Source organism: Rhizobium sp. BT-226, assembly GCF_025847085.2.
GTDB classification, from domain to species: domain Bacteria; phylum Pseudomonadota; class Alphaproteobacteria; order Rhizobiales; family Rhizobiaceae; genus Rhizobium; species Rhizobium sophorae.
In genome coordinates this window covers 920319-947186 of sequence record NZ_JAOYTI010000002.1, presented here as the reverse complement: position 1 = coordinate 947186, position 26868 = coordinate 920319, and the positions used below count along the sequence as shown (strand labels likewise).

22 protein-coding genes and 1 pseudogene are annotated in these 26868 nt (G+C 63.2%); 14 read left to right on the top strand and 9 right to left on the bottom strand.

What is annotated here, in order from left to right; translation table 11 throughout:
- Positions 1 to 12: 12 nt before the first annotated feature.
- Both groL and groES read right to left on the bottom strand, forming a co-directional pair.
- Positions 13 to 1653, bottom strand: coding sequence for a chaperonin GroEL (gene groL, locus OIU37_RS14910; protein ID WP_018244970.1), 1641 nt, complete (start codon positions 1651 to 1653; stop codon positions 13 to 15).
- A 72-nt stretch (positions 1654 to 1725) separates the two neighbouring features.
- On the bottom strand, positions 1726 to 2022 hold the full coding sequence (gene groES, locus OIU37_RS14905; RefSeq protein ID WP_003545797.1) for a co-chaperone GroES: 297 nt from the start codon (positions 2020 to 2022) through the stop codon (positions 1726 to 1728).
- 395 nt (positions 2023 to 2417) lie between these two features.
- Between groES and OIU37_RS14900 the strand changes: the two genes are divergently transcribed.
- From OIU37_RS14900 to OIU37_RS14885, 4 genes are all read left to right on the top strand, one after another.
- The gene (locus tag OIU37_RS14900) at positions 2418 to 3266 is read left to right on the top strand and encodes a TIGR01459 family HAD-type hydrolase (protein ID WP_171601490.1); all 849 of its coding nucleotides are present in this window, start codon (positions 2418 to 2420) and stop codon (positions 3264 to 3266) included.
- 31 nt (positions 3267 to 3297) lie between these two features.
- On the top strand, positions 3298 to 4281 hold the full coding sequence (locus tag OIU37_RS14895) for a bifunctional riboflavin kinase/FAD synthetase (RefSeq protein ID WP_264258493.1): 984 nt from the start codon (positions 3298 to 3300) through the stop codon (positions 4279 to 4281).
- Between the two features lie 288 nt (positions 4282 to 4569).
- Complete coding sequence (gene ileS, locus OIU37_RS14890) at positions 4570 to 7461, top strand: isoleucine--tRNA ligase (protein WP_171601487.1); 2892 nt, start codon at positions 4570 to 4572, stop codon at positions 7459 to 7461.
- Between the two features lie 133 nt (positions 7462 to 7594).
- Positions 7595 to 8224, top strand: coding sequence for a hypothetical protein (locus tag OIU37_RS14885; protein WP_171601486.1), 630 nt, complete (start codon positions 7595 to 7597; stop codon positions 8222 to 8224).
- Positions 8225 to 8493: 269 nt separating this feature from the next.
- Here OIU37_RS14885 and OIU37_RS14880 read toward each other — a convergent pair whose 3' ends face one another.
- Positions 8494 to 8931 carry a nucleoside deaminase gene (locus OIU37_RS14880; RefSeq protein ID WP_240602551.1) on the bottom strand — a complete coding sequence of 146 codons (438 nt, stop codon included), beginning with the start codon at positions 8929 to 8931 and terminating at the stop codon, positions 8494 to 8496.
- Positions 8932 to 9021: 90 nt separating this feature from the next.
- On the opposite strand from OIU37_RS14880, the gene OIU37_RS14875 reads away from it, so the two are divergent.
- The 3 genes from OIU37_RS14875 to OIU37_RS14865 are packed head-to-tail and all read left to right on the top strand — an operon-like array spanning position 9022 to position 12580.
- On the top strand, positions 9022 to 11145 hold the full coding sequence (locus tag OIU37_RS14875; RefSeq protein ID WP_264257952.1) for a pseudouridine synthase: 2124 nt from the start codon (positions 9022 to 9024) through the stop codon (positions 11143 to 11145).
- Complete coding sequence (rsmD, locus tag OIU37_RS14870) at positions 11126 to 11686, top strand: 16S rRNA (guanine(966)-N(2))-methyltransferase RsmD (RefSeq protein ID WP_264257951.1); 561 nt, start codon at positions 11126 to 11128, stop codon at positions 11684 to 11686. Before OIU37_RS14875 ends, rsmD begins: the two co-directional genes overlap by 20 nt.
- A 12-nt stretch (positions 11687 to 11698) precedes the next feature.
- The gene (locus OIU37_RS14865; protein WP_018244977.1) at positions 11699 to 12580 is read left to right on the top strand and encodes a patatin-like phospholipase family protein; all 882 of its coding nucleotides are present in this window, start codon (positions 11699 to 11701) and stop codon (positions 12578 to 12580) included.
- Between the two features lie 13 nt (positions 12581 to 12593).
- Here the strand turns inward: OIU37_RS14865 and OIU37_RS14860 are convergent.
- From OIU37_RS14860 to OIU37_RS14845, 4 genes and pseudogenes are all read right to left on the bottom strand, one after another.
- Positions 12594 to 13024 (bottom strand): annotated as a pseudogene (locus OIU37_RS14860) (copper uptake system-associated protein).
- Between the two features lie 12 nt (positions 13025 to 13036).
- Positions 13037 to 14410, bottom strand: coding sequence for a PepSY domain-containing protein (locus OIU37_RS14855; protein WP_264257943.1), 1374 nt, complete (start codon positions 14408 to 14410; stop codon positions 13037 to 13039).
- Between the two features lie 89 nt (positions 14411 to 14499).
- Entirely contained in the window at positions 14500 to 14907 is a 408-nt protein-coding gene (locus OIU37_RS14850) for a hypothetical protein (protein WP_171602158.1), read from the bottom strand.
- A gap of 90 nt (positions 14908 to 14997) precedes the next feature.
- Positions 14998 to 16812 (bottom strand): monovalent cation:proton antiporter-2 (CPA2) family protein, encoded by a 1815-nt coding sequence (locus OIU37_RS14845; protein WP_264257941.1) that lies wholly within the window; start codon positions 16810 to 16812, stop codon positions 14998 to 15000.
- Positions 16813 to 16931: 119 nt separating this feature from the next.
- On the opposite strand from OIU37_RS14845, the gene OIU37_RS14840 reads away from it, so the two are divergent.
- The 6 genes from OIU37_RS14840 to lpxK all read left to right on the top strand — a co-directional run bounded on the left by OIU37_RS14840 (position 16932) and on the right by lpxK (position 22759).
- On the top strand, positions 16932 to 18278 hold the full coding sequence (locus OIU37_RS14840; protein ID WP_171601480.1) for a TldD/PmbA family protein: 1347 nt from the start codon (positions 16932 to 16934) through the stop codon (positions 18276 to 18278).
- A gap of 16 nt (positions 18279 to 18294) precedes the next feature.
- Positions 18295 to 19104 carry a 3'(2'),5'-bisphosphate nucleotidase CysQ gene (locus OIU37_RS14835; protein WP_171601479.1) on the top strand — a complete coding sequence of 270 codons (810 nt, stop codon included), beginning with the start codon at positions 18295 to 18297 and terminating at the stop codon, positions 19102 to 19104.
- Between the two features lie 61 nt (positions 19105 to 19165).
- Complete coding sequence (locus OIU37_RS14830) at positions 19166 to 19414, top strand: DUF4170 domain-containing protein (RefSeq protein ID WP_017962996.1); 249 nt, start codon at positions 19166 to 19168, stop codon at positions 19412 to 19414.
- Positions 19415 to 19586: 172 nt separating this feature from the next.
- A complete protein-coding gene (waaA, locus tag OIU37_RS14825) occupies positions 19587 to 20906 on the top strand; it encodes a lipid IV(A) 3-deoxy-D-manno-octulosonic acid transferase (protein ID WP_129418081.1) in 1320 nt (439 codons plus the stop codon).
- A gap of 9 nt (positions 20907 to 20915) precedes the next feature.
- Positions 20916 to 21638, top strand: a complete 723-nt coding sequence (locus OIU37_RS14820; protein ID WP_264257932.1) for an HAD family hydrolase — start codon at positions 20916 to 20918, stop codon at positions 21636 to 21638.
- A gap of 77 nt (positions 21639 to 21715) precedes the next feature.
- A complete protein-coding gene (gene lpxK, locus OIU37_RS14815; protein ID WP_171601477.1) occupies positions 21716 to 22759 on the top strand; it encodes a tetraacyldisaccharide 4'-kinase in 1044 nt (347 codons plus the stop codon).
- Between the two features lie 5 nt (positions 22760 to 22764).
- Here the strand turns inward: lpxK and OIU37_RS14810 are convergent, their stop codons facing one another.
- Positions 22765 to 22995 carry a DUF2093 domain-containing protein gene (locus tag OIU37_RS14810; protein ID WP_003545832.1) on the bottom strand — a complete coding sequence of 77 codons (231 nt, stop codon included), beginning with the start codon at positions 22993 to 22995 and terminating at the stop codon, positions 22765 to 22767.
- A 67-nt stretch (positions 22996 to 23062) separates the two neighbouring features.
- The gene (mutL, locus tag OIU37_RS14805) at positions 23063 to 24865 is read right to left on the bottom strand and encodes a DNA mismatch repair endonuclease MutL (RefSeq protein WP_171601476.1); all 1803 of its coding nucleotides are present in this window, start codon (positions 24863 to 24865) and stop codon (positions 23063 to 23065) included.
- Between the two features lie 184 nt (positions 24866 to 25049).
- Between mutL and OIU37_RS14800 the strand changes: the two genes are divergently transcribed.
- Positions 25050 to 26774 (top strand): response regulator, encoded by a 1725-nt coding sequence (locus OIU37_RS14800; RefSeq protein ID WP_171601475.1) that lies wholly within the window; start codon positions 25050 to 25052, stop codon positions 26772 to 26774.
- The last annotated feature ends 94 nt before the right edge of the window (positions 26775 to 26868 follow it).

The window sequence follows — 26868 nt, the reverse complement described above, 5'->3', positions numbered from 1 at the left end:
GCCGTTGGCCTATCACATCATGTCCATACCGCCCATTCCGCCCATGCCGCCCGGCATGCCAGCAGGGGCATCCTTCTTCGGCAGTTCGGCGATCATGGCTTCGGTGGTGATCAGCAGCGATGCGACAGAAGCAGCGTTCTGCAGCGCCGTGCGAACGACCTTGAGCGGGTCGACGATACCCATGGCGATCATGTCGCCATATTCGGACGTCTGGGCGTTGTAGCCGAAGTTGTCTTCGTTCTTGTCGAGGACCTTGCCGACAACGATCGAGGCTTCGTCGCCTGCGTTTTCAGCGATCTGACGAACGAGCGACTGCAGGGCGCGGCGAACGATGTTGATGCCGGCTTCCTGGTCGTCGTTTGCACCCTTGACGGTGATCTTCGTGGAGGAGCGGAGCAGAGCGATACCGCCGCCGGGGACGATGCCTTCCTGAACAGCAGCGCGCGTCGCGTTGAGCGCGTCGTCGATGCGGTCCTTCTTTTCCTTCACTTCGACTTCCGTCGAGCCGCCGACGCGGATGACGGCAACGCCGCCGGCCAGCTTGGCAAGACGTTCCTGCAGCTTCTCGCGGTCGTAGTCCGAAGTGGTTTCTTCGATCTGCGCCTTGATCTGGGCAACACGGCCTTCGATGTCGGTCTTGGCGCCCGAACCGTCGACGATCGTGGTGTTTTCCTTGGAGATCGAAACCTTCTTGGCACGGCCGAGCATGTCGAGCGTGACGGATTCGAGCTTGATGCCGAGGTCTTCGGAGATGACAGTGCCGCCGGTCAGGATGGCGATGTCTTCGAGCATGGCCTTGCGGCGGTCGCCGAAGCCAGGAGCCTTGACGGCAGCGATCTTCAGGCCGCCGCGCAGCTTGTTGACGACGAGCGTTGCGAGGGCTTCGCCTTCGACGTCTTCAGCGACGATGAGGAGCGGCTTGCCGGTCTGAACGACGGCTTCGAGAACCGGGAGCATCGACTGCAGGTTCGAGAGCTTCTTCTCGTGAAGGAGAATGAAGACGTCTTCGAGGTCGGCGATCATCTTTTCCGGGTTGGTCACGAAGTAGGGGCTGAGGTAGCCGCGGTCGAACTGCATGCCTTCGACGACTTCGAGTTCGGTTTCGGCGGTCTTGGCTTCTTCAACCGTGATGACGCCTTCGTTGCCGACCTTCTGCATGGCTTCAGCAATGTCGAGACCGACCTGCTTGTCGCCATTTGCCGAAATCGTGCCGACCTGTGCAACTTCTTCCGAAGTCGAGATCTTCTTGGCCTTGGCCTGGAGATCCTTCACGACGTCGGCGACAGCGAGGTCGATGCCGCGCTTCAGGTCCATCGGGTTCATGCCGGCTGCAACGGCCTTGTTGCCTTCGCGAACGATCGCCTGGGCAAGAACGGTAGCCGTCGTGGTGCCGTCGCCGGCGATGTCGTTGGTCTTCGAAGCAACTTCGCGGACCATCTGGGCGCCCATGTTTTCGAACTTGTCTTCGAGTTCGATTTCCTTGGCGACCGAAACGCCGTCCTTGGTGATGCGCGGCGCGCCGAAGGACTTGTCGATGATGACGTTACGACCCTTCGGGCCGAGCGTGACCTTCACTGCATCGGCGAGAATGTCGACGCCGCGCAGCATCTTTTCGCGCGCGGTGCGGCCAAACTTGATTTCTTTAGATGCCATATTCTTAACTCCTGAATTCGAGTTGTTCGGGCAAAAGGCCCGTCAGCCATTTCGGGAAAGCAGGTCGGCCGATCAGCCGATGATGCCCATGATGTCGGCTTCCTTCATGATCAGAAGGTCTTCGCCGTCGATCTTGACTTCGGTGCCGGACCACTTGCCGAACAGGATGCGGTCGCCAGCCTTGACGTCGAGTGCGACGACCTTGCCGGACTCATCGCGCGCGCCGGAGCCGACGGCGACGATTTCGCCTTCCTGCGGCTTTTCCTTGGCGGTATCGGGAATGATGATGCCGCCCTTGGTCTTGGCTTCGGACTCAACGCGGCGAACAACGACGCGGTCGTGAAGGGGGCGGAAGTTGGTGCTTGCCATTGTCTAATCCCTCGATCGAATGACATTCGCGGACCGGAGTGGCCCACATGGATAAATGTTAGCACTCCCTTGCGGTGAGTGCTAGCGACGAGCATTTAGGGATGGCTCCGAGAGGAGTCAATGAGAGCAATCACGAATTTTTGTGCCGGAATTGTGAAGAGGCCGGAGAATAGTCGGAGATTGCGGCCGAAACTCGGGGCGCAGCCGAACTTTGCCGAACTCGTCCGCCGCCGGCGATCTGCCGCTTCGCGATAATCATCAAAACCCTTTGCCCTTCCGCTCCGCCGGATCGCCGTTCGAGTTTCTCGCATTGGCCCGGCGGCGAAGAAAATGCCTTGCCATCGCCTTGCGCCTTTGCAATGTCACCGGTGACTGAAGCAAATCGGGAAATCGGAATGGCCAAGCGGATAGAAAACTTCTCGGAGATATCAGGTCACTATGATGTGGTGCTCTGCGATGTCTGGGGCGTCGTTCATAACGGCGTCGATCCGTTCCCGAAGGCGGCCGCAGCCCTTGAAGCGGCACGCGACAGCGGCCTCGCCGTCGTCCTCATCACCAATTCGCCGCGCCTTTCCTGGCAGGTGGTCGAGCAGCTGCGCCAGATCGGCGTTCCCGACAGCGCCTATGACAGGATCGTCACCTCGGGCGACGTCACGCGCGGATTGATCGCAGAGGGGCCGAAGACCGTCTTTCTGCTCGGCCCCGAGCGCGACAAGGCGCTTCTCGAAGGCATTGGCGTCGAGCGCCGGCCGGCGGGCGAAGCGCAATCGCTGGTCTGCACCGGCTTTTTCGACGACGAGACGGAGAAGCCGGAGGATTACACCGACATGCTTCTCGATTTCAAAGCCCGCGACGTGCCGATGATCTGCGCCAATCCCGACCTGGTCGTCGAGCGTGGCCATCGCATCATCCCCTGCGCCGGCGCCATGGCCGCCTATTACGAGCAGCTTGGCGGAAAAACCCGCATCGCCGGCAAGCCGCACCGGCCGATCTATGAGGCGACGCTTGCGGCTGCCCGCGAGCTTCGCGGCGATTTCCCGGTCGAGCGCGTGCTGGCGATCGGCGACGGCATGCCGACCGATGTGCGCGGCGCCTTGAATTACGGCCTCGACCTCCTCTACATCAGCGGCGGTATCCACGCCAAGGAATACACACTCAACGGCGAGACCGACGAGGCGATCCTCAACGCCTATCTCGAACGGGAAAACGCCGCGCCGAAGTGGTGGATGCCCCGCCTTGCATGAAGATACGCCTTGCATGAAGAGAAGCCAGCCGATGACCGTCTTCCACCGCAATGAAACCCGGGAACCCCTACCCGCCCATCTGAAGGGCGGCGTCATTGCCATCGGCAATTTCGATGGCGTGCACCGCGGCCATCAATCGGTGCTGAGCCGGGCGTTGGAGATCTCGAAGGCGCGCGGCATTCCCGCCTTGGTGCTGACCTTCGAGCCGCATCCTCGAACGGTCTTCCAGCCTCAGACGCCAGTCTTCCGGCTGACGCCCGCGCCGCTCAAGGCCCGCATCCTGGAAACGCTTGGTTTCAACGCGGTCATCGAATATCCGTTCGACTATGAATTTTCACAGCGCTCGGCCGACGATTTCATCCATTCGATCCTGAAGGATTGGCTCGGCGCCTCCGAAGTCGTCACCGGCTTCGATTTCCATTTTGGCCGCGGCCGCGAGGGCGGTCCGGCCTTCTTGATGAATGCCGGCCAGACCTACGGCTTCGGCGTCACCCTGATCGATGCCTTTCGCGACGAAAACGCCGATGTCGTCTCCTCAAGCCATATCCGCGCGCTGCTGAAGGAGGGCAATGTCAGCGAAGTCGCCGGCATGCTCGGTTATCGCTATACGGTGGAAGCCGAGGTGATCGACGGCGAAAAGCTCGGCCGCCAACTTGGTTTCCCGACGGCCAACATGCGCCTGCCACCGGAGGTCGATCTTGCCGCCGGCATCTACGCCGTCCGCTTCCGCCGTCAGGACGGCACACTCCACGATGCCGTCGCAAGCTACGGCCGCCGCCCGACGGTGACGGAAAACGGCGCACCGCTACTCGAAACCTATCTTTTCGATTTCAGCGGTGATCTCTATGGCCAGCTCTGCTCCGTCTCCTTCTTCGGCTATATTAGACCCGAGCTGAAATTCGACGGCCTCGATCCGCTCGTCGCCCAGATCAAACGCGATGAGGAAGAGGCGAGGGCGCTGCTTGCCGGCGTTAAACCGCTCAGTGCGCTTGATGGGAAACTGTGCTTTTCCTGAGGTCGCCTTGAGTGCGGCTGTCGCTGGGACGCCGGCGATTCCAGCCGTTGAAGCCGATTGCGGGCGCGCGAATTCTTCTCTTCCTTTTCCCGGCAAAAACGCCTATGAACCGGCGCTATGACGAAATTTCGGCTGGCGATCACGATGCGAATTATCGGCCCGGCCTTCCGCGCGCGCTAAGCGGCCGGGAGGTCCGGGTTTTTGGCGCTCGGATATGAGCGCTTCCGTCACCAGCTTTTTCACGCCCGTTGCGCCCCTTTCCGGGCCGCCAGAAACGATTGTCCCGATATGACCGACACAGCCGAAAAGATCGATTATTCGAAGACCCTCTATTTGCCCGAAACCGATTTCCCGATGCGCGCCGGCCTGCCGCAGAAGGAGCCGGAGCTCGTCAAGCGCTGGCAGGAGATGGGTCTCTACAAGAAACTGCGCGCTTCCGCCGCCGGCCGCGAGAAGTTCGTGCTTCACGACGGCCCGCCCTATGCCAACGGCAACATCCATATCGGCCACGCGCTGAACAAGATCCTCAAGGACGTCATCAACCGCTCGTTCCAGATGCGCGGCTACGACGCCAATTACGTGCCCGGCTGGGATTGCCACGGCCTGCCGATCGAATGGAAGATCGAGGAAAAGTATCGCGAGAAGGGCAAGAACAAGGACGAGGTTCCGGTCAACGAATTCCGCCGGGAATGCCGTGAATTCGCCGCCGGCTGGATCAAGGTCCAGGCGGACGAGTTCAAGCGCCTCGGCATCGAGGGTGACTTCGACAATCCCTATACGACGATGAATTTCCACGCGGAAACGCGCATCGCCGGCGAACTCCTGAAGATCGCCGCCAGCGGTCAGCTTTATCGCGGCTCCAAGCCGATCATGTGGTCGGTCGTCGAGCGCACGGCGCTGGCCGAGGCCGAGGTCGAATATCAGGATTATGAGAGCGACACGATCTGGGTGAAATTCCCGGTCGTCGAAGGCCCGGGCGCGCTCAAGGATGCGTTCGTGGTCATCTGGACGACCACGCCCTGGACGATCCCCGGCAACCGCGCGGTCTCCTTTGCCGCGCGTGTCTCCTACGGCCTCTATGAGGTGACGGCCGCCGAGAACGATTTTGGTCCGCGTCCCGGCGAAAAGCTGATCTTTGCCGATAAGCTGGCCGAGGAATCCTTCGCCAAGGCCAAGCTGCAGTACAAGCGCTTGAGCGATGTCTCTGCGGCCGACTTCGCGGCGATGACCTGCGCCCATCCCTTCAAGGGTCTCGACGGCGGCTATGAATTCCGTGTGCCGTTGCTCGACGGCGACCACGTCACCGATGACGCCGGCACCGGCTTCGTCCACACCGCACCCAGCCACGGTCGCGAAGACTTCGATGCCTGGATGTCGGCTGCCCGCACGCTCGAAGCGCGCGGCATCGAGACCAAGATCCCGTTTCCGGTCGACGATGGCGGCTTCTACACATCGGACGCCCCCGGCTTCGAGGGCGCCCGCGTCATCGATGATAACGGCAAGAAGGGCGATGCCAACGACCGAGTCATCAGGGAACTGATCGCCCGCGGCGCACTCTTTGCCCGCGGCCGGCTGAAGCATCAGTATCCGCATTCCTGGCGCTCGAAGAAGCCGGTCATCTTCCGCAATACGCCGCAATGGTTCGTCTACATGGACAAGACCCTTGCCGACGGCACGACGCTGCGTTCGCGCGCCCTGAGCGCGATCGACGACACACGCTTCGTGCCCGCCGCCGGCCAGAACCGCCTGCGCGCCATGATCGAGGGCCGCCCGGACTGGGTTCTTTCCCGTCAAAGGGCATGGGGCGTGCCGATCGCCGTCTTTGCCGACGATGAGGGCGAGGTCCTGGTCGATGACGCCGTCAACGCCCGCATCCTCGAAGCTTTCGAAGAGGAGGGCGCCGACGCCTGGTTCGCCGAAGGCGCCAAGGAGCGCTTCCTCGGCAATGACCATGACCATTCCCGGTGGACGCAGGTCATGGATATCCTCGACGTCTGGTTCGACTCGGGTTCGACGCATACCTTCACGCTGGAAGACCGTCCGGACCTGAAGTGGCCGGCCGACCTTTATCTCGAAGGCTCCGACCAGCATCGCGGCTGGTTCCATTCGTCGCTCCTGGAATCGGCTGCCACCCGCGGCCGCGCGCCTTACAACGCCGTCCTCACCCATGGTTTCACCATGGACGAGAAGGGCGAGAAGATGTCGAAGTCGAAGGGCAACGTCACCGCACCGCAGGAGGTGATGAAGGATGCCGGCGCCGATATCCTGCGCCTCTGGGTGATGACCTCGGATTATGCCGACGACCTGCGCGTCGGCAAGACGATCATCCAGACCAATGTCGATGCCTATCGCAAGCTGCGCAACACCATCCGTTGGATGCTCGGCACGCTCGCCCACGACAAGGGTGAGGAGATCGCGCTTGCCGACCTGCCGGAGCTGGAGCAGTTGATGCTGCACCGGTTGGCCGAGCTCGACGAACTGGTGCGCGAGAACTACGATGCCTTCGACTTCAAGAAGATCGCCCGCGCGCTGATCGATTTCGCCAATGTCGAGCTGTCGGCCTTCTATTTCGATGTCCGCAAGGATGCGCTCTATTGCGACGCACCGTCGAGCCTGCGCCGGCGCGCCAGCCTGCACGTCATCCGCCAGATCTTCGATTGCATGGTGACGTGGCTTGCCCCGATGCTGCCCTTCACCACCGAGGAGGCCTGGCTGTCGCGCAATCCGTCCGCCGTTTCCGTGCATCTGGAGCAGTTTGCCCCGGTCGCGAAGGAATGGCGCAACGACGCCCTGGCCGAGAAGTGGAAGAAGATCCGCGCCGTGCGTTCGGTCGTGACCGGCGCTCTGGAAATCGAGCGCAAGGACAAGCGCATCGGCTCCTCGCTGGAAGCGGCTCCTATCGTTCATATCGCCGATCCGGAATTGCTGAAGGCGTTGGAAGGCCAGGACTTCACCGAGGTCTGCATCACCTCGGCAATCGAGATCAAGGCCGGTGAAGGACCGGTGGATGCCTTCCGCCTGGCGGAGGTGCCGGAGGTCAGCGTCGTGCCGAAGCTTGCAGAGGGCGAGAAATGCGCCCGCTCCTGGCGCATCACCAGGGATGTCGGTTCCGATCCGGAATATCCCGATGTTTCGGCCCGCGACGCTGCTGCCCTTCGCGAGCTTGCCGCGCTCAAGTGAAGAATATTGCCGGGTGAATTGCGTTTTCGCGGTTCATCCGGTAAAAGCTGCCTGAAAATGGCCGGATTTTTGCGTCAGGGGGACGGTTGTCCGGTTGGACGAGGATTGCACCGGCAGGGCTGGAAGGGTTTTCATGTTAGCAACGCATTGGTTCCGTATGGGCGCCTGCCTGTCTGTTGTAGTGGCGGGATGTTCCCTGGTGTCCGGTTGCGCCAGCAGCCCGACCTACGGCACCGACAAGACCGCCATGGAACAGTTGACCGACGATCTCGGCCAGTCCGTGTCGTTGACCGGCCCGGACCCGAAGAACAAGGGCGTCAAATACACGCCGCGTCCGACGCTGGTGCTGCCGGCTCAGGCGCAAAAAGAGACCCTCGTCCCGCCGCAGCAGACGGTTGCCAACAAGGACAATCCGCAATGGCTTGAATCGCCGGAGGAGACGCGTGCTCGTCTCGTTTCGGAGGCCGACGCGAATTCGGACAATCCGAATTACCGCTCGCCGCTCGCCAGTTCTGCGATCGAAGGCGGCCGGCGCACGACGGAAGCCCAGACCAAGGCCTATCGTGAAGCCCGTGCCCTGCAGAAGGGCTCCTACGTCGACCAGCGCCGCTATATATCGGATCCGCCGACCGGCTACCGCACCGTCGACGATCCGGCAAAGCTCGATGATGTCGGCGAGCCCGAGCTCAAGAAGGCTAAGAAGCGCAAGAAGGAAGCAGCGGTCGCCAACACCGGTAAGCAGTGGTGGAACTTCCTGCAATAGCGGGTTTTCCAGGGGCGTAGGCGCTGTCTGCTGATTCAACGTCATACTAAATCACCGGCGCAGGAGATCGTCGAGAGCGGCCCTCATCCGGCTGCCGCCACCGTCTCCCCGTAAACGGGGCGAAGGGAGATGCCGCGACCTCTCCGTTCCTCACCAATCTCTCGCAGGGCACGTCCCCTCGCCCCGTTTTTACGGGGAGAGGGTTAGGGTGAGGGGCAACTCGCACGAACCGGACAGCCGCAGCGCGGGCAGGGATGACGGCGCCGGAATTACGGCGCCTCTCTCCTTTGCAAAAAGAACTTTCGCAGCAGATCGGCGGATTGGACCTCGTTGAAGCCGGAATAGACCTCCGGGGCGTGGTGGCAGGTCGGCTGCCCATAGAATCGCACGCCATTGTCGACGGCGCCGCCCTTCGGGTCCTCGGCGCCGTAATAGAGCCTGCGGATACGCGCAAACGAGATGGCTGCCGCGCACATTGTGCAAGGCTCCAGCGTCACATAGAGATCGGCGCCGACAAGACGTTCCTGTCCGAGTGCTTCGCAGGCGAGCCGGATCGCGGCGATTTCGGCATGTGCAGTCACGTCTTTAAGCTCCCGCGTCCGGTTTCCCGAGCGTGAGACGGCAATATCGTCGACAACGACCACGGCGCCGATTGGCACCTCGCCGCGTTCTCCGGCGGCACGCGCTTCTTCGAGCGCCATCTCCATGAAACGATTTGTCTTCACGATCGCAAGAATTTCCACTTAACCGCAGATGCGTGACCTGATAGACAGGCCCAAAAGGCAGGCAAACAACAAATGACACCCAAAGACAAGCCAAAACGCCCGGGCGCAAAGCCCCTTTCGCGGGATATCAGGTCGAAAGCCGGCCCGAAGGCGGACGGCGAGAAGCCGGCAAAGCCTGCGGTCGCCGCCGAGACCGATGGCGAGGCCAAGGCCGAACGCATTTCCAAGGTGATGGCGCGTGCCGGCGTCGCCTCTCGCCGTGACATCGAACGCATGATCATGGACGGCCGTGTGACGCTGAACGGCAGGGTTCTCGAAACCCCCGTCGTCAATGTCACGCTCGCCGACCGCATCGAGGTCGACGGCGTGCCGATCCGCGGCATAGAGCGCACCAGACTGTGGCTTTATCATAAGCCCGCGGGCCTGGTGACCACCAATGCCGATCCGGAAGGCCGCTCGACCGTGTTCGACAACCTGCCGGAAGAACTGCCGCGCGTCATGTCGATCGGCCGCCTCGACATCAACACCGAAGGCCTGCTGCTGTTGACCAATGACGGCGGTCTCGCCCGCGCGCTCGAGCTGCCGGCGACCGGCTGGCTACGGCGCTATCGCGTCCGCGCCCATGGCGAGATTGATCAGGATGCGCTCGACAAGCTGAAGGACGGCATCGCCGTCGACGGCGTGCTCTACGGCTCGATCGAGGCGACGCTCGACCGCACGCAAGGCTCGAATGTCTGGATCACCATGGGGCTTCGCGAAGGCAAGAACCGCGAAATCAAGAACGTACTCGGCGCGCTCGGCCTCGACGTCAATCGCCTGATCCGCATTTCCTATGGCCCGTTCCAGCTCGGCGACCTGCCGGAAGGCCATGTCGTCGAAGTGCGCGGCCGCACACTGCGCGACCAGCTCGGCCCGCGCCTCATCGAAGAAGCCAAGGCGAATTTCGACGCGCCGATCTACAATGCGGCGGCGGTCGCTGCCGAGGAAGAGGCAGAGCCCGCAGCACCGGAAAAGCGCGAGCGTCCGCGCCGTGACGAGGACAAGCGCGAACGGGCGCTGAGCCGCCTCGACACAAAGCGCGACGACCGCCACGGTGGCGCGCGCAAAGAGGACGACCGCCGCGATGGCGGGCGCCGTGACGATGAAAGGCCGAAGCGTCCCCAGCCGCTCGGCCAGCGCCGCAGCGCCAATGTCTGGATGGCGCCGGGCGCCCGGCCGCTCGGCGAAAAGGCCGCGGCGAAAGCCGCCAAGAATGCGCAGACCGCACGTAAACGCGGCGAGTTGGCGCCTGCAAAAGGCACTGGTTTCGATCGCATCGAAGATCGCCCGCGCACCCAGGTGAACCGGGTGCGCGAAGAGGATGGCGAGTGGATCCGTTCGAGCGAGGAGCCCCGTCGCAAGGATGAGGGCGAGGGCTTCGGCCGCAAGCGCGGCTTTGGCGATCGCCCCGCCCGCGAAGGCCGCGGTTCTGGCGACCGCCCGGCGCGCGGCGAACGGCCGTTCGGTGATCGGCCCTCGCGTGGGGATCGGCCCTTCGGCGATAAGCCGCGCGGTGATCGTAAGCCGCGTACGGACGGTGACGAGCGTCCTCGGGCCGCGAGAAGCTCTGCCGGTGAGGGCCGTTCGGAACGTCCGCGCGGCGACCGGCCGTTCGGTGATCGTCCCCCGCGTGGGGATCGCCCCTTTGGCGACAAGCCGCGCGGCGATCGCAAGCCGCGTGCGGATGGCGACGAGCGTCCTCGGGCCGCCAGAAGCTCTGTCGGTGAGGGCCGTTCGGAGCGTCCGCGCGGCGACCGGCCGTTCGGGGATCGTCCCCCGCGTGGAGATCGGCCTTTCGGCGACAAGCCGCGTGGCGATCGCAGGCCGCGTGAGGACGGCGACGAGCGTCCGCGGGCCGCGAGAAGCTCTGCCGGCGAGGGCCGTTCGGAGCGTCCGCGCGGTGAAAGGTCGTTCGGCGACAAGCCTTCGGGTGACAGGCCTTCTGGTGACAGGCCGCGCGGCAAGGGCTTTGCGGCCAAGCCCGGTGGGTCCAAGCCTGGTGGGGCCAAGAGTTTTTCCGGCAAGCCGAAAGGCGCCAAGCCGGGCGGTGCCAAATCGGGCGGTGATGGGCCGGGCGGCGACAGGCCTGCGGGCGGGCCGTCCAGAGGTGGTGCTAAAGGAAAAGGAATGACGAGCGGTGCGGATCGTCGGCGGTGAGTTTCGCGGACGGCCTCTCGCCGTGCCAAAATCCAACGAGATCCGGCCGACTGCCGACCGGACGCGCGAGAGCCTGTTCAACATCCTGAGCCACGCTTATCCGGAATGCGTCGATGGCACCCGGATTCTCGACCTCTTTGCCGGAACCGGCGCCGTCGGCCTCGAAGCGGTTTCACGCGGCTGTCGCCATGCGCTCTTCGTTGAAAACAGCGTCGAGGGCAGGGCGCTGCTCTGGGAGAACATCGATGCGCTTGGCCTGCATGGCCGCACGCGCATCCTGCGCCGGGATGCGACCGATCTCGGCAGCGTCGGCAATCTCGAACCCTTCGACGTGCTCTTTGCCGACCCGCCCTATGGCAAGGGTCTCGGCGAAAAGGCGATGGCGGCGGCGGCCACGGGCGGCTGGCTGCGGCCTGGTGCAATCGCCGTGCTCGAAGAACGCGCCGATATTGTCGTTTCCGTCCATCCTTCCTATGTTTTCCTCGAAAGCCGCATCTTTGGCGATACGAGGGTGCATTTCTTCCGATATCAGCCGCAATAAGCGGGGGCGGGCGTGCAGCAGGCAGAGATCATCAGCCCGAAATTGCCTGCGATCAGCGATCTGCCAACGGTTGCGGTCGCTTTCGGCGGCGGCGGCGCGCGCGGGCTTTCCCATATCCACATCATCGAGACGCTGGATGAACTCGGCATCCGCCCGGTGGCGGTATCGGGCTCGTCGATGGGCGCGATCATGGGCGCCGGCATGGCTGCCGGCATGTCCGGCGCCGAAATCCGCGAACATGCGCTGACGACCGTCGGTAACAAGACGGCGGTCGTCGCCCGCATCTGGGGCCTGAGACCGGCGACGGTGCGCGACGCGGTGGCCAAGGGTATCCGCATCGGCCAGTTCAATCTGGAGCGGATCCTCAAGGCCTTCCTGCCCTCCGAGCTGCCGGCCCGCTTCGAGGATCTGCTGGTCCCGATGAAGGTGATCACCACGGATTATTACGGGCAGTGCGAAGTCATAATCGAACAGGGCGAGCTGTTTCCCGCACTCGCCGCCTCTTCCGCCATCCCCGCCGTATTCATGCCGGTGCGCCTGCGCGACCGCGTGATGATCGACGGCGGCATCAGCAATCCGGTGCCCTATGAATGCCTGATGGATCTTGCCGACATCGTCGTCGGCATCGATGTCGTCGGCGCGCCGGAAGGTGACGGCACCCATATTCCGAACCGCATGGAGAGCATCTTCGGTTCCGGCCAGCTGATGATGCAGACGGCGATCTCGCTGAAGCTGAAGCTTCGCCCGCCGCATATCTTCCTGCGCCCGACGGTCGGCCGCACCGGCGTCATGGATTTCCTCAAGGCCCGCGAAGTCCTCGCCATGTCCGTCGGCGTCAAGGACGACTTGAAATTCGCCCTTGACCGGGAAATCGAAGCGCGGCTGAAACGCTAGCGGTCCGTTTCCCTCATTGGGCGTGGCCCTCGTGACCGCTGCCCGCACCGTTCGATGTCTCATTCATCATCATCACCGTGCCCTCGAAGCTTGAGAAGAGCGCAAGCGCGGAAGAATCGAGGCCGCAGCCAGCGCGGCGGCGTCATGTGCGGAGAGCCCGATCGTCTCCAGCGTCCCGGTATCCTTCAGACTATCGCCGCTGCAGAGATAGATGCTCCAGCCATGATACGTCTTCTTCAACAGGGCCCGTCCGCCGCGTCCGTCCTGCCGCCAACCGACGATCGCCCAATCGGCCTGAACGACGACCGGCGCGATATCAAGCGGCTTGTCTGGCCCCTCGAACATCACCTTCAGCCTTGCCGGGATCGCCTGTTGCGGATCGCCATCCGCAGATGCCATGGATGCAAGCAGCACGCCGGCAACAATAGCGATGATCTTTTTCATCTGATGGCCTCCTCAAGCGAGAACGCGTTTCAGCAACGGTACGAACCGCACGACGATCTGGTCGAAGGCGATCATGACGAGGATCGCCAGCCCGCTCATCGGGAAGGTGACGGCGAATATCCCGACAATCGCCCACAGGCCGTAATAGCTCGAAGGCTTTGGCGGCATGGGTGGCACGCCGAGGCGGCCGAGCGGGCGACGTTTCCACCACATGACGACGGCGGTCACGCAGCTGAGCACAATTGCGAGGCATGTTGCGAGCATCAGCAGCTGGTTGAAACGCCCCCATTCCTGTCCCTGGTGGACATTGATGCCCCACTCGATCGCTTTGCCGAGGAACGGATATTGATCGAAGCCGATATCGACCAGTGGTTTGCCGGAATACTGGTCGATATGGAGCGTGCGTTCGTCGGTAAGATCGTCGGGAAAGAGCGAGGCGGTATAGACACCGGTCTGGTCGGAGGGGATCGCCATGCCGAAGCCCGGCGCCATGCCCAGCCGTTTGGCGATCTCCACGGCTTTGTCGAGGCCGATTGGCCTTGCTGATTGCGCTGCGGCGATATCGGAAAGCGGAACGGGCGCCTTCTCGACGATCCAGCCGCTGTTCGGAAGGATATCCTCGGTGACTTTCCGCGACTTCGGCACGTCGTCCCAGAGCTGCACCGGATAGCCGAGGCCATGTTCGGTCAGCCAGGCATTGGCGTTCGCCCCCCAATAGCCCGACCATGGCATACCTGACATCGCAAGGAAGAAGATCAGGACACCGGCCAAGGCTCCGGTCACCGCATGCAGGTCGCGCCAGAAAACGCGGCGGCCGGGCGTTCCCCGCACGCTGATGACGCCGCCCGTCTGGCGTCGCGGCCACCAGAGATAGATGCCGGTGACGACGAGCACCATGGCAAAGCCGCCGGCAATTTCGATCAGCCGGTTCGTTATGGTGCCGAAATAGGCGAGGCTGTGGATGCGCTTGACGACATAATTGAACTCGTCGGTCGATCCGACCACATCGAGCACCTTGCCGTCATAGGGGTTGACGAAGACCAGCATCGAGCCGGCATCGCCGGAGAGAGTGACGATGGCTGACCGCTCGGGCAGGACCGGGTCTTTGTAGGATGTGACGGTTGAGCCCGGCACGGCGGAGGCGGCGATCTCTGCGATCCGCTCCGGCGACAGCGTTTCGCCAGCCGGCTGGACACTGTAGCGGTAGCCGAAGAAGGTGTTGTTGATCTCGTCCTTGAAGAGATAGAGCGATCCGGTAACGGCCAGATTGAGCAGAAAGGGTATGACGAGGAGCCCGGCAAAGAAATGCCAGCGCCAGATGGCACGGTAGAGGGAAACGCCGTTTGCGACGTCCTCTGCCGGTTCGGCAGCAGTAATAGTCGACATGAGAATGGATCCGTATCCACGACCGACGGCACGTATGCAGGTCGGCCGGCGTTGAAAGGCGCATCACGGCGCCTGCCGCAACGCGAAATTCAGGCAGGGATCGGATCGGAAGGAGGAGCCCGAGGACCGGTATTGGGCGGGAAAAGCTGGCGATGGAAGGCCTCGGTCCGGATCGGCAGTTCAACTGCAGCCGTAAAGGGTATGGCAGCACCGGCGATGTCCGTCGGCGCCGGCAGGAGGATGGAGGCGCTGATCCGGCAGGCTTCGCAACCGTGCGAATGCGCCTTGTCGTGCTGGTCTTGACCGGATTTGTCCGTCGTGGTGACGCAAAGCGTCGGCAGCGTCCCGTCCGGAAGCACATATTGGTTAAGTTCAGCCGGATCAAATTCGCCAGCCGCTGCGGCGGGCAGCTGATGGGCGAAGCCGACGAACACCAGTGCGACCGCGCACAGGATGCGCAGCGCCCATTGTTCGATCTGTCTCGTCCGTCTGATCAAGATTCCCTCTTGGATCGCTCCGATCGGAGGTTTGATAAACGCCGCCCCCTTGATATTCAATGCGTCAATTTCGCAAGCAGGTCGGGGCGATCAGGCATCCGCCGTTGCATCCGCGGTTCCGGCCAGCGGATCGTCCTCGAAAGGATCGGCGGCGCGCTTCGGCTTGACCAGCGGTTCGGGGCGGACAGGGTGGGAAAACAGCATGTCGCGCCCGGCCTGCAGCCCTTCGGACACCTGCAGCACCAGGCGTGCCTCGTCGCGTTTGCGGATATCCTCGCCGATTTCATAGGCGTCAACCTCGGAAACGCCGAGCGCCTCCAGCGTTCGCCGTCCGAAGAGCAGGCCCGATTCCAGCGTTTCGCGCAGCTCGTAGTCGACGCCCTTGTTGCGCAGTTCGATCGAATGGATGCGGTCGTAGGAGCGCACGTAGAGCCGTGTATGCGGATAGTCGGCCTGCACCAGCTCCACCACCTTGTCGGTGATTTCCTTCTTCTGCGTGCAGACGAGCACGATCTTCGCCCGGTCGATGCCGGCCGAGCGCAGCACGTCCTTGCGGGCGCCGTCGCCGAAATAGATGCGGAAGCCGAAGGAGGAGGCCTGGCGGATGCGGTCGGCCGAAAAATCGATGACGGTGACGCTGCGCCCGCCGGCAAGCAGGATCTGGGCGGCGATCTGGCCGAAACGCGAAAAGCCGACCATCAGCACATCGGCGCCGGCTCCCTCGAAATCTTCGTCCAGCTCCTCCTGCTCATCGCCGCGCAGCAGCCGCTTCGAAAAGGCCGACCCGATCGGCGTCAGCGCCATGGACAGAGTGACGATCGCGACCAGCAGCGAGGCCGTGCTCGTCGACATCAGCCCGGCCGCCCCCGCCGTGGTGAACAGCACGAAGCCGAATTCGCCGCCTTGCGGCAACAGGAAGGCGATGCGGATCGCATCGTCGTGCGGGGAGCCGGAAATCCGGCAGATCCCGTAGATGACGATCGCCTTGACGGCCATGACGATCGGCACGGCGACGATGACGAAGAGCGCGTTGTCAAAGAGAACGTCGAGCTGCAGCGACAGGCCGACGGCGATGAAGAAGATAGCGAGCAGCACGCCGCGGAAGGGCTCGATATCCGCCTCTAGCTCGTGCCGGTAGGAGGATTCGGCGAGCATCACGCCGGATAGAAAGGCGCCCATCGCCATCGAAAGCCCGGCAAGCTGCATCAGGCTCGCCGATCCCATGACGACGAAGAGGGCAGCCGCGATCATTGCCTCGCGCGCGCCGGTCCGGGCGATGATCTGGAAAAGCGGCGTCAGCAGGTAGCGCCCCATGACGATCATCGCCGCAACCGCGCCGACGGCGATGGCGAAATCCAACAGCGGCGCGTTGCTGCCCTTGTCGCCGCCGTCGAGGATGGTGATCAGCGCCAGCAGCGGCACGATCGCCAGGTCCTGGAACAGCAGCATCGAAAAGGAGCGCTGCCCGTATCTGGTGTTGATGTCGCCGTCGCCCTCGAGGATCTGCATGGCGAAGGCGGTCGACGACAGCGCCAGGCCAAATCCGGCAACGATGCTGCCGCGCCAGTCGAGAACCTGGGAAAACCAGGCAAGCGCGGTCAGCGCCAGGCCCGTCAGCACCACCTGCGCCGTGCCAAGGCCGAAAATGTCGCGCCGCATCTGCCAGAGGCGGGTGGGTTTCAGCTCCAGTCCGATGATGAAGAGCAGGAAGACGACGCCGAGTTCGGCGACGGCGAGGATCTGTTCACCATCGGTGATGCCGTGGAAGACCGGGCCGATGACGATGCCGGCGGCGAGATAGCCGAGCACCGTGCCGAGCCCGAGTTTCTTGAAGATCGGAGCGGCGACCACCGCCCCGCCAAGCAGCAGGATCGTTTCGGAAAAAAAGGCATTGGACGCTGACATGCTGACAATTTCTTTCAACGGCAGGGAGCACGCAGGCAGCCCCGATAAAGAATCGGCGGCGGCGGCCTTGATGCTTGGGAGAGTGCACAATAAATGGAAGCCGAAGGAAAGGCCAAATCATGTCCTCTGAAATTGATTCCTCGACACTTCTTTCCCGCGCAAGTCAATTGATCGATCTGGCAAGGAAGGCAGGGGCCGATGCCGCCGACGCCGTCGTCGTCCGGTCGCGCTCGCAATCGGTGAGCGTCCGCCTCGGCAAGGTCGAGGGCACGGAGTCTTCCGAAAGCGACGATTTTTCGCTGCGTGTCTTCATCGGCAAGCGCGTCGCCAGCGTTTCGGCCAATCCGGGTTTCGATCTTCAGGCGCTGGCCGAACGCGCCGTCGCCATGGCCAAGGTTTCTCCGGAAGACCCCTTCGCCTGCCTGGCGGATGAGGCGAGCCTTTCGAGATACTATCCCGACCTGCAATTGCTCGATACCACCGAGGTCTCCTCCGAGATGCTGCGGGAGGCGGCTCTTGTAGCTGAGGCCGCCGCGCTTGCGGTCAAGGGTGTCACCAATTCCTCCGGCGCCGGCGCTTCCGCCGGCATGGGCGGCCTCGTGCTTGCCACCTCGCACGGTTTTGAGGGCAGTTACATGGCCTCGCGTTTCGGTCATTCCGTCAGCGTCATCGCCGGTGAAGGCACCGGCATGGAGCGCGATTATGATTTCGACAGCCGCCTCTATTATGCCGAGCTCGACGATCCCTCTGAAATCGGCCGGCGCGCCGGCGAACGGGTGATCAAGCGCGTCAATCCGCGCCAGGTGCCGACCGGCAAGGACGTCACCGTCATCTTCGACCCGCGTGTCGCCCGCGGCTTCGTCGGCCATATCGCCGGTGCGATCAATGGTGCTGCGGTCGCCCGCAAATCCAGCTTCCTGCGCGACAAGATGGGCCAGCAGGTGCTGAAGTCAGGCCTGTCGATCACCGACGATCCGCTGATCGTGCGTGGCCCTTCCTCGCGGCCCTTCGATGGCGAGGGCGTGTCCGGCGAGCGGCTGGTGATGATCGAGGACGGTGTCCTGAAGCACTGGTTCCTCTCGACCTCGACCGCGCGCGAACTCGGCCTCGAAACCAACGGCCGCGGCGTGCGCGGCGGCACCGCCGTCTCGCCTTCCTCCACCAATCTTGCCCTGGAACCCGGCGATATCTCGCCGGAGGATTTGATCCGCAGCGTCGGCAACGGCTTTTATGTCACCGAATTGATCGGCCACGGCGTGAACATGATCACCGGAGAATACAGCCGCGGCGCCACCGGCTTCTGGATCGAGAACGGCGAACTCACCTTCCCCGTTTCCGAGGTGACGATCGCCTCGAACCTCAAGGAGATGTTCATGCGCCTGACGCCGGCAAACGACATCGATCGCAAGTTCGGCGTCGCGGCCCCCACCTTCGCCATCGAAGGCATGACGCTCGCAGGGCAGTGAGAAACGGATTGACGGGATGAGCGATAGGGAAAAAGCCCGCTGGCAGAGCGATCTCGCGCTGATCGCCGATGCTGCGAAAGAGGCGGGCGCCGTCGCTTTCGGCTTCTTCAACCAGTCTCCCGAGGTCTGGTGGAAGAACGAGGACCGTTCTCCCGTCAGCGCCGCCGATTTCGCCGCAAACAAGACGCTCGAGACTATCCTGCGCAAGGCCCGGCCGGATTATGGCTGGCTGTCGGAGGAAACCGACGACGATGCCGACCGTCTCTCGCGCGAGACGCTGTTCATCATCGATCCGATCGACGGGACGCGCGCCTTCCTCGGCGGCCAGAAGGTCTGGTGCGTCAGCGTCGCGGTCGTTCATCGCGGCCGGCCGGTCGCCGGCGTGCTCTATGCCCCGGCGCTCGAGGAGCTCTATGAGGCGGTCGAGGGCGGCGTGGCGCTGAAGAACGGCGTTCCCTTCACCGTCTCGGCGGCCGGACCGGAAGAGATGAGCCGCCTTGCGATCGGCGACGACCTGCTGAAGACCTTTCCGCCGGAGTTCCAAGAGCGGGTGACGCGCGAGAAATACATTCCCTCGCTCGCCTATCGCATCGCCATGGTGGCGGACGGTCGTCTCGAAGGCACCTTCGTCAAGGGTAATTCACATGATTGGGACCTTGCCGCTGCCGATCTGATCCTTGTCTGCGCCGGCGGCGGCCTCGTCGACATCGAGGGCCAGCCGATCGTCTACAATCGCGCCGAAGTCACCCACAAGGTCCTCTGTGCGGCGCCAACGCCCCGCATCAGTGAATTCCTCGCGGCCTTTGCGGGGCGACGAGGCAGTTGACGTTTCCGTCAAAATCCCGCAGATGGGTGGCGGAGGAGAATAGGCAGAAAGAGAATAAAAAATGACTGAATCCGGTGACAAGAAGCAACTTTTGCATCTCGTTTTTGGCGGCGAACTGGAAAGCCTCGATGACGTCCAGTTCCGTGACCTGCAGGGTCTCGATATTGTCGGCATTTTCCCGGATTATGCCACGGCGCTGACGGCCTGGAAGGCGAAGGCGCAGCAGACGGTCGACAATGCGCATATGCGCTACTTCATCGTCCACATGCATCGTTTGCTCGATCCGCAGGAAAAGGCCAAGGGCAACTGACCCGAGCCAAGTGCCGGCGGCCGGCCGCTCGTCGAGCGGGCTTTGGTGCATGGCGCGCGCCGTCGATCCGGATTGCTTGACGCATTCTGAACAAACTAATCGGCCATTGCGGCCGCAACGATAATTAGGGAATGGGTTTGATGTCGATCGGTTTTGATCGGAGGCTGGCGCGATGAGTTCCCGGATGGCGCGGTTCGGTCTGAACGCATACCGTCTGGCGGGAACCGTGGCCTCTCCTGTCGTCGGCCTCTATATCACCTACCGCACGGCCAAGGGCAAGGAAGACCGAGCCCGCCGCCTGGAACGTTTCGGTTATCCGAGCGCAAACCGGCCGCAGGGGCCGCTCGTCTGGTTCCATGCCGCAAGCGTCGGTGAAACCAACGCCGTCATTCCGCTGATCCGCGAAATCCGCCGCCGCGACATCCATGTCATCCTGACGACCGGAACTATCACGTCGGCCAAGCTTGCCGCCGAGCGCCTCGGCCAGGAAGCGATCCATCAATATGTGCCGCTCGACCTGAAGCCCTCCGTCAGCCGCTTCCTCGATTATTGGCAGCCCGATTGCGCCATCATCGCCGAATCCGAGATCTGGCCGGCAACGGTGCTGGAGCTCGGCCGCCGCCGCATTCCGCAGATCCTGATCAATGCCCGCATGTCGGACCGCTCCTTTGCCCGCTGGCGCCGCCGCCCGGCGATCGCCGAAGCCCTGTTCGAAAATCTCGCCCTGGTCATCGCCCAGTCGGATGTCGATGCCGAACGCTTCCGCGATCTCGGCGCCGTGCCCGTCATCACTTCCGGCAATCTGAAGGTCGATACCGACGCGCCGCCTTATGACAGCGCTGTGCTTGCCCGTTACAAGAAGCAGATCGGCGAGCGCAAGACCTGGGCGGCGATCTCGACCTTCGACGGCGAGGAGAATGCCGCCGCCATCGTTCATCGGGCGCTCAGGGAGCGCGACCATCAATTGACGATCATCGTGCCGCGCCATCCCGAGCGCAGCGACGAGATCGAGGCGGCGCTCGTCAAACAGGGGCTGAAGGTCGCTCGCCGCACCCGCGACGATGTCTTGTCCGCCGATGTCGATATCTTCCTTGGCGATACGATCGGCGAAATGGGCCTCTATCTGCGCCTGACGGAAATCGCCTTCGTCGGCCGTTCGCTCTTTGCCGAAGGCGGCCAGAACCCGCTGGAGCCTGCCATGCTCGGCTGCGCCATTCTCTCTGGCGGCCATGTGCAGAATTTCCGCGATGCCTATCAGAAGCTTGCCCGCAGCGGCAGCGCCCGCATGGTGCGCGATACCGAAATGCTGGCCAAGGGCGTGCATTACCTGCTGATCAACGACGACGCCCGCCGCAACATGATCGAGGCCGGCATCACCGCCGTGCACGAGATGCGCGGCGCACTGACGGCGACGGTGAAGGGGTTGGAACCCTATATCAATCCGTTGACGGTGAAGGCGCGGCTGCTGCCCAAGGCCGTGGCCCAGGTCTAAGGAGATATGATGTCGGCTGCGGCGACTATCAAAGGCATCCTCTTCGACAAGGACGGCACGCTGCTCGATTATGACGAGAGCTGGCTGCCGGTCAACCGCGAGCTTGCCCGTATCGCCGCCAAAGGCGATCCGCTTCTCGCCGACCGGCTGCTGTCGGCCTGCGGCATGGATCCGGTGACCGGCCATATCGTTCCCGATAGCCTGCTTGCCGCCGGCAATACCCGCCAGATCGCCGAGGGTCTGGTTGCCGCGGGCTCGATGGTCGATGTCGGCGAGCTGACGATCCGCCTCGACGATCTCTTTTCCAGCGCCGCCGAACTTTCCGTGCCGGTTACCGATCTCGCCGGCTTCTTCGCTCGGCTGCATCGGCGCGGCTTCAAGCTCGGTGTCGCCTCTAGCGACAATGAGCGGTCGATCCGCCAGACGGCGGAACGTTTCGGTTTTGCCCGTTATGTCGATTACATCGCCGGCTATGACAGCGGTTTCGGTGTCAAGCCGGAGCCGGGCATGGTGCTCGGCTTCTGCGCCGCGACCGGTCTTTTGCCTGAGGAAGTCGCCATGGTCGGCGACAACAATCACGATCTGCACATGGGTCTGAATGCCGGCACGGGCCTGAGGATCGCGGTGCTGACCGGCACCGGTTCGCGGGAGACGCTTGCCGCTGCGGCCGACCACGTGCTCGACGATATCACCGCCATCGAGACGCTCTTGCCGGATCTGCAGCCGGCCTAATCCGTAAGGGCTTGCATTTTCATCGATTTTGGCTTCTCAATCCGGCCGGTCGAGGGACAGGGGAGCGGGACGGCAAGATGATATCTGAAGCGCCACCGTTCTGGTGGAGGAAAGCCGATTGGCGGGCCTGGCTGCTGCTGCCGCTTTCTTTTCTCTATGGCCGTATCGCCGGCCACCGCATGGCCCATGCGCGCCGCGCCTCCGTTCCTATTCCCGTCATCTGCGTCGGCAATTTCACCGTCGGCGGCGCCGGCAAGACGCCGACGGCGTTGACGATTGCCCGCGCCGCCAAGGCGAAGGGGCTGAAGCCCGGTTTTCTCAGCAGGGGTTATGGCGGCTCGCTCGATGTGACCACCGTGGTCGACCCCGATCATCACCGGGCGATTGCCGTCGGCGACGAGCCCTTGCTGCTTGCCCAGGAAGCGCTGACGGTGATTTCCCGCCGGCGCGTCGAAGGGGCTCAGCGGCTGGTGGCGGAGGGCGCCGATCTCATCATCATGGATGACGGTTTCCAGAGTGCCCGGCTGGCGATCGACTATGCCCTGCTCGTCATCGACGCGACGCGCGGCCTCGGCAACGGCCATATCGTGCCGGGTGGTCCGGTCCGCGCGCCGATCCGCCAGCAGCTGCGTTCTGCGACCGCTTTGCTGAAGGTCGGTGGCGGCAATGCGGCCGACAGGATCGTCCGCATGGCGGCGCGCGCGGCAAAGCCCTATTTCACCGCATCGCTGAAAGTCCGCGGCGACAACACGCTGGCCGGCACCAAGGTGCTCGCCTTTGCCGGCATTGCCGATCCCGCCAAATTCTTCCGCACGGTTGAAGCGCGCGGCGCCGAGATCGTCGTCGCCAAGAGCTTCGGCGACCACGAGCACCTGACCGAAGAGGAGATCGACGACATCCTGACGACCGCCGAGCGTCAAGGTCTCCTGATCGTCACCACCTCCAAGGATTTCGTCCGCCTTTCCGGCCATAACGGCAAGGCGGCGCGGCTCGCCGAAAAGAGCCGGGTGATCGAGGTCGACATGGTCTTCGAGGATCACCGCGCACCAAGCCTCATCATCGACCGGGCGATCGCCGCCTGCCGCGAGCGGCGCCTGCGGGAGATGAAGGCTGGGGCCTAATTGCTCTAGCGCCGCTGGTTCGGCAGCACGCCGGCGCGTTTGTCGGCATCGATGGCCGAGATCACGTCGGCATAGGGTTCCTGCCGGGCGACGCTCCAGTAGCGCAATTCGTCAAGCGGGATCTGTTTTCCCGTCATCGCACAGACGACATAGGAGCCGGGCGAGAGAATCTGGAAATCGCCATCGAGATACCGGATCTTCGCTTCGCGGTTTCCATGGCCTTCGAACAAATTCATGCGCTCCGTTCCCTGCAGTCTGTCATCCCCTTGCCATACTCTCGAAAGGACTGCTTTTCCAGCTTTTTTAGCTTCTGCCGAAAAGCCGCTCGATATCGCTGAGTTTCAATTCGATGTAGGTCGGCCGGCCGTGATTGCACTGGCCGGAGCCGGGCGTCACTTCCATTTCCCGCAGCAGCGCGTTCATTTCCTCCGGCCGCAGCCGCCGTCCGGAGCGCACCGATCCGTGGCAGGCCATGGTCGCCGCCACATATTCGAGCTTAGCCGACAGGCCGGACGCCGTGTCCCATTCGGCGATCTCGTCGGCAAGCTGGCGGATCAGCCCATGCGCATCGACCTCGCCGAGCATGGCCGGCGTCTCGCGCACGGCGATTGCCCCGGGGCCGAAACGCTCGATCGAAAGGCCGAGTTCGGAAAGCTCGGCAGCATGAAGCATCAGCCGGTCGCAATCCTCTTCCGGGATATCGATGATCTCGGGGATGAGCAGCACCTGCGAGGCCAGCCGCTTCGAATGCAGCGCCTTGCGCATCGCCTCGAAGACCAGCCGCTCATGCGCAGCATGCTGGTCGACGATGACGAGCCCGTCCTCGGTCTGGGCGACGATGTAGTTTGCGTGGATCTGCGCCCGCGCCGCGCCGAGCGGATACCGTGCGGTTGGTTCAGGGGCTGCCGGCTGCGGCGAAAACTGAGGCTCGGCCCGCGCCGTCGGCATCGAAAGTCCGTCAAAGGACGCCTGTGGCCGCTCACTGAGACCCGTTGTCGGCTGATAGGGCCGGGAGGGCGAGGTCTCGGCCGACCATGCCGTTTGCGGCCGCTGGGCGGACGGCTGGAAGCCGGGGCGGAAGGAACGCAGCATGTCGCTCGCCCCGGTCGTCGCCGCCCGGCTGCCGTCGCGCGCCAAGGCCTCGCGGATGGCGCCGACGATCAGGCCGCGCACCAGGCCCGGGTCGCGGAACCGCACGTCGGATTTTGCCGGATGCACGTTGACGTCGACGAGAGCGGGATCGAGCGTGATCGACAGTACCGCCACCGGATGGCGTCCGGAGGGGATCGTCTCGGCATAGGCGCCGCGGATCGCCGAGAGGATCAGCTTGTCCTGCACCGGCCGGCCGTTGACGAAGGCGTATTGATGGGCGGAGTTGCCGCGATTGAAGGTCGGCACGCCGGCAAAGCCGGTAAGCGCGATCTCTTCGCGCACGGCGTCAAGCGCAATGGCGTTGTCGCGGAACTCCTTGCCGAGCACCTGCGCCATGCGGGCCAGATCGTCGTCGCCGGTCGCCGGAAATTCCAGCGTCGTGCGGTCCGAGCCCGACAGTACGAAGCGCACGGCGGGAAAGGCGATCGCCATGCGCTTGACGATTTCGGTGATGGCGCCGGCCTCGGCTTTTTCCGTCTTCAGGAATTTGAGCCGGGCCGGTGTGGCGAAGAACAGGTCGCGCACTTCGACGATCGTCCCGGGATTGGCGGCGGCCGGGCGCAGATGCGTGATCTTGCCGCCGGCAACGGCAATCTCGTGGCCGCCGGCACTGTCGCGCCTGCGGCTTGCGATGCTGAGCCTCGCGACCGAGCCGATCGAGGGCAGTGCCTCTCCGCGGAAGCCGAGCGTGCGGATATCCTCGAGCGTCTCCGAGATCTTCGAGGTGCAGTGGCGCCTGACCGCCAGTTCCAGATCGGCCGCATTCATGCCCGAGCCGTTGTCGCTGACGCGCAGCAGCGCCTTGCCGCCGCCTGATGTGGCGATTTCGATGCGCGTCGCGCCCGCGTCGAGCGCGTTTTCGATCAATTCCTTGGCAGCGCTCGCCGGCCGTTCGATGACTTCGCCGGCGGCGATCTGGTTGATGAGCGTTTCGGAAAGCTGTCTGATGGCCATGGGCTATTTTCGGGGATTCGCGGGCCGGAGGGAAGGGGTTTCGACGGGCTTTCCCGAAACGTGATCCGGTCCTCCCCCAAATTTGGGAATAGGTAATGTTAAGCCGGTTTTAACATAAAAATGGCATTTCTAATCACATACCTCCGGAAGCTTTCGAAATCGAACAGATGTGGGACGCAATAGCATGAGTGCCGGCTTCGAAAAGGCGGACACATCATCAGAAATCGATGGGTCTCCCGCCGAGGCCGATCTGCAGACGGCGCTTTTCGATGTGGTGTGCGACAGCCTTTCGGCAGCTTTCATCATCTATGACAAGAACGATCATCTGATCTTCGCCAGCCGCCAGACTCTCGATTTCTTTCCGCTGCCCGCCGAGATGCTGAAGCCGGGCACGCGGCTTCGCGATTTCCTCGGCGCGATGTATGACACCGGCATTCGCCAGCAGTATGATGTCAGGCAGGGTGGCTCGCTGAGCCGTGAAGACTGGCTGTCGCAGAAAATCGCCTCGCATTGGCGCGAGCGCTTCGACGCCATCGAGCGCCACGGTGCCGATAGCTGGGTCCGCTTCGTCAAGCGCAGGCTGCCGGGCGGTTACGGCGTCACCATCATCTCCGATATTTCCGAGAACAAGAAGCGCGAAGAGCAATGGCGCTCCGATCTGGAGCGGGTGCAGCTCACCGAGGATATTCTCGACAATCTGCCGTTCCCGCTCTTCGTCAAGGATCGCAACCTCACCTATGTCGCGGTGAACCTTGCCTTCTGCGAGAAATATCAGACGAGCGCCGACGAAGTGCTCGGGCGCAAGAGCGGCGATCTTTTTTCAGAAGAGATCGCAAAGCGCTTCGAAGAAAGCGACCGCCATGTGCTGGAGACCGGCGAGATGTCCGTCTCCCGCCAGCGGCAGATCTCCCGCGACGGCATCGAGCGCGATATCGTCAGCCGCAAGCACCGCATCGGCAAGCCTGGCCGCTATTTCCTGGTGTCGACCATGCAGGACCTGCCGCGTGACGGCGCCGATCTCGACGAGTTCGGCCAAGCGTCCGCCATCACCGCCTCCAGCAATCAAAGCTATCGCCGCGCCTATGTGCCGGTACCAACCGGCATCGCACGGCGCGAACCGGCGGCGATGGAAGCGATCGTTCCGGAGAATTTCTCCGGCCGCAAGGTCCTCGTCGTCACGGCCGACCTCGCCGCCGAGACCGCCGCGCTGCGGACGCTGACGAAATACGGCTTCGAATCCTGCTCGGTCCGCGGCGAGGATGAAGAGGAGCGGTTCCTGGAAATCGCCACCTCCTCCGGCATCTCGCTCGATCTTCTGATCATCGACAACCAGATGGGCATGCGCTGCCTCGAGCTTGCCGAGCAATACGGCATCCCGGCGCTCGTCATGGACGGTTTCCAGATCGCCAACGAGCTCACCTTCCAGATCGCCCGCCATTTCAATCGCAACAGCCGCAGCGCCGCCGGTTCGGATGCGGATTGGGAAATTAGTATTTCCGACGATCCGGTCGGCCTGCAGGTTCTCGTCGCCGAAGACAATGATATCAACCAGATCGTCTTTTCGCAGATCCTCGAAGGTCTCGGCTATCGCCACATGCTTGCAGCGACCGGCGACGAGGCCGTGCGCGTCTGGGCCGAGCACCGGCCGCAGATCGTGCTGATGGATATTTCCCTGCCGGGCTTCAACGGCTTCGAGGCCGCGCGCCTCATCCGGCAGATGGAGGAAACCGGCGGCGGCATCCGCACCCCGATCATCGGCGTGCTCACCCAGGCCTTCGAGCGTGACCGCGCCGAATGCGTCAAATCGGGCATGGACGACGTCATCATGAAACCCGTCAGCCCTGACATGCTCGAGACTATATTTCAGAAATATCTAATGAATGAGGGCATGCGGGCGGCCCGAAACTGAAGCATGTCGCGCAAACGTGTGCAGGTGCCAAAATACCCGTCAACTCCCTAGATTTTAGGGAGGTTCAAGCGGTTATGCCGCTGATTTACTATCG

Excerpts from the sequence above, each read along its gene's own strand:
- groL (WP_018244970.1), bottom strand. The coding sequence starts at position 1,653 with ATGGCATCTAAAGAAATCAAGTTTGGCCGCACCGCGCGCGAAAAGATG.
- groES (WP_003545797.1), bottom strand. The coding sequence starts at position 2,022 with ATGGCAAGCACCAACTTCCGCCCCCTTCACGACCGCGTCGTTGTTCGC.
- OIU37_RS14900 (WP_171601490.1), top strand. The coding sequence starts at position 2,418 with ATGGCCAAGCGGATAGAAAACTTCTCGGAGATATCAGGTCACTATGAT.
- OIU37_RS14895 (WP_264258493.1), top strand. The coding sequence starts at position 3,298 with ATGACCGTCTTCCACCGCAATGAAACCCGGGAACCCCTACCCGCCCAT.
- ileS (WP_171601487.1), top strand. The coding sequence starts at position 4,570 with ATGACCGACACAGCCGAAAAGATCGATTATTCGAAGACCCTCTATTTG.
- OIU37_RS14885 (WP_171601486.1), top strand. The coding sequence starts at position 7,595 with ATGTTAGCAACGCATTGGTTCCGTATGGGCGCCTGCCTGTCTGTTGTA.
- OIU37_RS14880 (WP_240602551.1), bottom strand. The coding sequence starts at position 8,931 with ATGGAGATGGCGCTCGAAGAAGCGCGTGCCGCCGGAGAACGCGGCGAG.
- OIU37_RS14875 (WP_264257952.1), top strand. The coding sequence starts at position 9,022 with ATGACACCCAAAGACAAGCCAAAACGCCCGGGCGCAAAGCCCCTTTCG.
- OIU37_RS14855 (WP_264257943.1), bottom strand. The coding sequence starts at position 14,410 with ATGTCGACTATTACTGCTGCCGAACCGGCAGAGGACGTCGCAAACGGC.
- OIU37_RS14845 (WP_264257941.1), bottom strand. The coding sequence starts at position 16,812 with ATGTCAGCGTCCAATGCCTTTTTTTCCGAAACGATCCTGCTGCTTGGC.
- OIU37_RS14840 (WP_171601480.1), top strand. The coding sequence starts at position 16,932 with ATGTCCTCTGAAATTGATTCCTCGACACTTCTTTCCCGCGCAAGTCAA.
- OIU37_RS14835 (WP_171601479.1), top strand. The coding sequence starts at position 18,295 with ATGAGCGATAGGGAAAAAGCCCGCTGGCAGAGCGATCTCGCGCTGATC.
- OIU37_RS14830 (WP_017962996.1), top strand. The coding sequence starts at position 19,166 with ATGACTGAATCCGGTGACAAGAAGCAACTTTTGCATCTCGTTTTTGGC.
- waaA (WP_129418081.1), top strand. The coding sequence starts at position 19,587 with ATGAGTTCCCGGATGGCGCGGTTCGGTCTGAACGCATACCGTCTGGCG.
- OIU37_RS14820 (WP_264257932.1), top strand. The coding sequence starts at position 20,916 with ATGTCGGCTGCGGCGACTATCAAAGGCATCCTCTTCGACAAGGACGGC.
- lpxK (WP_171601477.1), top strand. The coding sequence starts at position 21,716 with ATGATATCTGAAGCGCCACCGTTCTGGTGGAGGAAAGCCGATTGGCGG.
- OIU37_RS14810 (WP_003545832.1), bottom strand. The coding sequence starts at position 22,995 with ATGAATTTGTTCGAAGGCCATGGAAACCGCGAAGCGAAGATCCGGTAT.
- mutL (WP_171601476.1), bottom strand. The coding sequence starts at position 24,865 with ATGGCCATCAGACAGCTTTCCGAAACGCTCATCAACCAGATCGCCGCC.
- OIU37_RS14800 (WP_171601475.1), top strand. The coding sequence starts at position 25,050 with ATGAGTGCCGGCTTCGAAAAGGCGGACACATCATCAGAAATCGATGGG.